At 62.4% G+C, this 5,108-nt stretch carries 5 protein-coding genes; 4 read left to right on the top strand and 1 reads right to left on the bottom strand.

Features of this window, described 5'->3' with window-relative positions; genetic code table 11:
• A partial coding sequence (locus tag A5699_RS19715) for a zinc-binding dehydrogenase (protein ID WP_157561348.1) occupies positions 1-555 on the top strand: 555 nt, incomplete at its 5' end.
• The gene (locus A5699_RS19710) at positions 552-1,184 is read left to right on the top strand and encodes an MBL fold metallo-hydrolase (protein ID WP_067772617.1); all 633 of its coding nucleotides are present in this window, start codon (positions 552-554) and stop codon (positions 1,182-1,184) included. The genes A5699_RS19715 and A5699_RS19710, both read left to right, overlap by 4 nt.
• 85 nt (positions 1,185-1,269) lie before the next feature.
• On the opposite strand, the gene A5699_RS19705 is transcribed toward A5699_RS19710, so the two are convergent.
• Positions 1,270-2,748 (bottom strand): APC family permease, encoded by a 1,479-nt coding sequence (locus A5699_RS19705; RefSeq protein ID WP_067772615.1) that lies wholly within the window; start codon positions 2,746-2,748, stop codon positions 1,270-1,272.
• Positions 2,749-3,353: 605 nt separating this feature from the next.
• Here A5699_RS19705 and A5699_RS19700 point away from each other — a divergent pair.
• Positions 3,354-4,013, top strand: coding sequence for a TetR/AcrR family transcriptional regulator (locus A5699_RS19700; RefSeq protein WP_231965767.1), 660 nt, complete (start codon positions 3,354-3,356; stop codon positions 4,011-4,013).
• Between the two features lie 473 nt (positions 4,014-4,486).
• Complete coding sequence (locus A5699_RS28685; protein WP_076241145.1) at positions 4,487-4,765, top strand: hypothetical protein; 279 nt, start codon at positions 4,487-4,489, stop codon at positions 4,763-4,765.
• Positions 4,766-5,108: the final 343 nt, after the last annotated feature.

Below are 5,108 nucleotides of genomic sequence, written 5' to 3'. Positions count from 1 at the left end.
CGTGACGACACGGTCGCGGTGATCGGCTGCGGCGGTGTCGGCGACGCCGCGATCGCCGGGGCCGCCCTGGTCGGCGCCAAGAAGATCATCGCCGTAGATTTGGATGAGCGGAAGTTGGCGCAGGCGTACGAGTTTGGAGCCACCGATACAGTCAACGCCGCCGATGCAGATGTCGTGAAGTCGATCCAGGACCTCACCGACGGATTCGGCGCCGATGTGGTGATCGACGCGGTGGGCCGCCCGGCGACGTATGAACAGGCGTTTTACGCCCGCGACCTCGCCGGCACCGTGGTCCTGGTGGGCGTCCCGACTCCGGACATGAAACTTGAGATGCCACTGGTCGACTTCTTCTCTCACGGTGGTTCTTTGAAGTCCTCCTGGTACGGCGACTGCCTGCCCGAACGTGACTTCCCCACCCTGATAAGCCTTTACCTGCAGGGCCGGCTGCCGCTGGAGAAGTTCGTCTCCGAACGCATCGGCCTGGGCGATATCGAGTCGGCATTCCACCGCATGCATTCCGGCGAAGTGCTGCGCTCCGTGGTGGTGCTGAAGTGACCGAAACCTCCCAGATCCAACGAGTCGTCACCAGTGGGACATTCGAGCTCGACGGCGGCTCCTGGGACGTCGAGAACAACATCTGGCTCGTCGGCGACGACAGTGATGTCATCGTGTTCGACGCCGCACACACCGCCGCGCCGATCATCGACGCCGTCGGCGGCCGCAACGTCGTTGCGGTGGTCTGCACCCACGGACACAACGACCACATCACCGTGGCGCCCGAGCTCGGCAAGGAGCTGGACGCCCCGGTGCTGTTGCACCCGGCCGATGCCATGTTGTGGCGGATGACTCATCCGAATGGCCGTTACTGGCCGGTCAGAGATGGTGACACAATCGTCGCCGGCGGTATCGATGTGCACGCCATCCACACCCCTGGACACTCGCCCGGATCAGTGTGCTGGTCCATTCCGCAACTGAACGCGGTGATTTCCGGCGACACGCTGTTCCAGGGCGGCCCCGGCGCCACCGGACGGTCTTACTCCGACTTCCCCACCATCCTGAGATCAATCTCCAAACGCCTCGGTCTGCTCCCCGCCGAAACGGTGGTCTACACCGGGCACGGAGACACCACGACCATCGGTGACGAGATCGTGCATTACGACGAATGGGTGACTCGCGGCCACTGACGACACGCCGCGAGCAACGAACCAGAAAGCGTGGGCCCGATATCGAATCGGGCCCACGCTTTCTGGCCTTATTCCTTCTACCAGTTCAGCTTTCGGCCTCAGCCCGACCGAGCGCCTTGAAGATCTCAGGGCGGGTTGAGCGGAAGTAGAGCGCCAGAGCGCATCCCACCACCAGCGAGGCCGCAAGCACAACCAGCAATCCCAGGTTCTGACCGGGTGCGCCGCCGACGACCAGATCGAAATGCAGTACGGCGATAACCACAGTGGTTCCCAGCGCCAGTATGGCGACGCAGGGCGCGATGAAGCACTTGAACCTGTTGGCGCCGACCGGAACACCCTTTCGGGCGAACCACACGATCACCGCGATGCTGACCAACACCATGAGAATCAAGACACCGACCGTCCCGAGGCCGAACAGTTGGGCATCGAGGCCCTCGCCTTTCAGGTTGGTCAGGCCGACGATCGAGGTCAGTAGCAGAGTGATGATGGCTACTGCCACCGCAGCGCGGGCAGGCGAACCGTGGCGAGGATGAACCTGTCCAAGTCCCGTCGGAAGCGCCTTGTCCGCAGCGAGATTGAAGATGTAGCGAGCGGTCACATTGTGTACGGAAATGGCAGCAGCTATCTCCGACGTCACGATGAAGATGAACGTGAGCTGGGTGAAGACCGGCGCGGCGAGGTGTCCGATGGCGCTGGGGAACATCATCTTCGGATCATCAGTAGCCGCCTGGACGGCGCCCGATCCGTATGCAGTGGTCAGCAGATAGCAGGTCACCGTGTACAGGGTGCCGACGAACAACACCGCGCCGTAGGTTGCCCGCGGGATGGTCTTGTCTGGATTGCGCACCTCGTCGCGGAACAAGGCGGTCGCCTCGAATCCGAGGAAGATCATGATGGCGAACAGCAACGCGACGGCCATGTCGCCATGACCCAGCGTGGCCGGGTTGATCGGAGTGGTCGAGTATCCGTCAGGACCGCCACCGTGCACGAGCACCGCGATGTTGAACACCATCACGATCGCGACTTCCAGCACCATCGCGACGCTGAGGATCTTCGCTGATACCTCGATGTGGAAGTAACACAGGATGCTTACGATGCCCCAGGTGACCATACCCCAAAGCCACCACGGCGTGGTCGGACCGCCCACGCTCGAAACGAGTTCGGTGACGGTGAGCCCGATGAAGACGAAGCACCCGCAGAGAAACAACAGGTAGGAAACTACGGCCAGGAAGGCCGATCCGAGTCCGATGACCCTGCCGAGCCCGGCGCTGATGAAGGCGTAGAACGACCCTGGTTTCGGCAAGCCTTTGGCCATCGTCACGTAGCCCACTGCGAACAACAACAGGGATACCGACGCGGCCGCGAACACAAGAGTGGCACCTTCACCACCGAACATGATCGCGAACGGGATGAAGCCGGCGACAGCGGCAATCGGGGCCGAGAACGCCAGAACTGTGAGCATCAATGAGCTGATGCCCATCTGCCCAGACAGGCCGCCAGAGGTCGCGGAATCGCCGGGCGGCGATTTCCTGGGCGGGTCTGCCGCCAACGTGCTATCGGTCATAGTGGTGTCTCCTTCGGGAAAGGTAGTTGAGGTTGGCCGGGTGTGCGAGACGTCGTCGATTCGGCCGGCGCCCGCGCCGAATACCGGCAAGCACCAGATCCGGCTTGGCTGGCGTCGGTGCGACGCCGGCGCTTCCAAAGCTTTGGATATCCTTGCAACTTGCTGTGAGCCAACACATTCCGCGCCGGAGCTAGTCGCCGCCGGGGTAGGACCGGGCCGCGGTCATCGTGCAATGACGGCCCAGTAGTTGTTGCAGCAGTGGCGATGTGATCGTCGACCATTCATTCACCTTCAGAGCAGGTACACGACGAGAAGCTGACGCAAATCTAGATTGAAGACGCGACGTTAGTCGCGTATTCGCAAAAATAATCCTTCCGCCCCCTCCTGTCCATGGTCAGAGCGACCTGTTTACACAGGGGTTACCAGCGGCGAAATGCCGCGCGCCCATGGCCTTACCGCAGTAGCTCTCATCGGCGTCGCCCAGCGACACACGGCACGGCCGCGAGGAAGTTCACGCGACCGAGAGCCCCACGCCGTCGTCAGTAAGGTGACTGGCGTCGCGTTGCTGCTACGGTTCGCTTAATCCTCGAGCGAAAGGAACGAAGGTGGCCCAGTGGGCAGGGGCGAAGGTCGGCGGCCCGTGGAACCACGAGCTTGCCGGGGGCTTGCGCAAAAAGCCTCTGCAGGAGCGATCACGGGCGCTGGTCGAGCATATCCTCGCCACGGCCGCTGAAGTGGTCGTAGAAGTTGGCTACGAGGCGGTTGTCGGATCGCCGACCTTTCTGCTGGAAAGAACAGGCATCAGCCGCGGATCTTTTTATGCCTTCTTCGAGACGCCGGAGCGTGTCCTGGACGAGCTGTCCTACCAGAACATCCAAAAGTCCATCGCAGGGATCGACTCTGCGCTCCGCGGTCGCCCAGGAGACGACTGGACAGAGATAGTCGACGCCATCGTCGATTACTACGCGGCCGAACACCGGATTCCGCTGATACGTGAGCTGTGGGTGCGCCAGAATCTCACGTCACGCGTCAGAGAACTGGACAACATCGCGATCGGCGAGATCGCTGCCATGACGTTGACGCAATTCCGCAAGCACGCACCGCTTTTCGCCGACCTTTCCGAGTTGCAGTGCCGCGTTGCGATCCACGCTCTCGAACGGCTCGTTCAGCTGGCGTTCAGCGATGAACCCGAAGGCGACCCAGCGATCATCCGGGAGGCACGCGCCATGCTCATCGAATACTTCTCGGCCTACGCGAAAAGTTGACGTGCGGCAGCCGGCGGCGGCGCCCCGAGGGCGACGGCCGTCGGCGTCAGGCTGCGCCAGAGCCTTGCGGAGCCAGGCCAGCGATATAGCGCTCCGGATGGTGGCAGTCATTGACCCGGGGCTGACCGGTATCGAGACTCGGCGGCGGAAGCCATTCGGTCCGACCATCTTTGCCGGTTCTCGTCCGCCAGCCCTTGCTGCTCAACAACCGGTGGCAGGCCGGGCAAGCCAGGGTGAGCTGGTCGATGTCCGCCGCACACCCGATACGCGCTGTCCGGATCGGCGCGTATTCATCGCTAGTGCTTGGTTCACCGGTCTTCCATTGTCTTAAATCGCACGCCAGGCGATCGCATTGGCCTCGAAGATCGGCGATCACTCGACGCCGGAGTGGCGCTACGTCGAACGGACCAGGCTGGGAGCCTTGCGCGCTGCTAGGCTGTCCAGATCCGACTTAGCCAGTTGGGGGGATTGATATGGCAAACGGGCTGGAAGTGAGTGCAAGCGGTTTGCGGGCCGCGGCCGGCGATAGCGAGACCCTCGCCGCAGAGTTGATCACGGGAGCAGTAGACCAATGCGTTGGTGGTGATGATCCGAGTGCCGCCGGAGTAAACGCAGTCAATGCGGCGCTGAATTCGGTGCGAGCACGTCAGGCTCGACGGGTGTCAGGGCAGGCTGGCGATCTCGCGACGGGCGCTGCGCACTATGACGACACCGATAGCAGCAGCGCGGGTGAGATTTCGGTGACGGTATGAGTCCGGCGGCTGCCATTTCGTCGGGTGTCTTGCCCACTCGTACGCAGATTGAAGATTGGTCTACTTCGCATCTCGCCGACGCCGCGACGAATTGGCGAACAGCCGCCACCACATCCGAGAACGCTTTCTCCCGGCACCGTCAGAACATCGCAATGCCGGGCGGCACCACCTGGACGGGTGACGCCAAAGATGCAGCATTCGACCGAGTGACGTCTGATTGCACCGTGGTCGGCCGTCAGAGCGGCTTGCTGCGGGCGGCCGCCGACCTAGTGGTCCGTCTGTGAATTAATACGGTAGTTTGTAGTATGCCCGTTATGACAGCTGCCGCGTTGCCGGTCAGCGA

This window comes from Mycobacterium sp. E802, assembly GCF_001666875.1.
GTDB lineage: Bacteria > Actinomycetota > Actinomycetes > Mycobacteriales > Mycobacteriaceae > Mycobacterium.
This window is presented reverse-complemented; position numbering and strand designations above follow the sequence as displayed.

Excerpts from the sequence above, each read along its gene's own strand:
- A5699_RS19705 (WP_067772615.1), bottom strand. The coding sequence starts at position 2,748 with ATGACCGATAGCACGTTGGCGGCAGACCCGCCCAGGAAATCGCCGCCC.
- A5699_RS28685 (WP_076241145.1), top strand. The coding sequence starts at position 4,487 with ATGGCAAACGGGCTGGAAGTGAGTGCAAGCGGTTTGCGGGCCGCGGCC.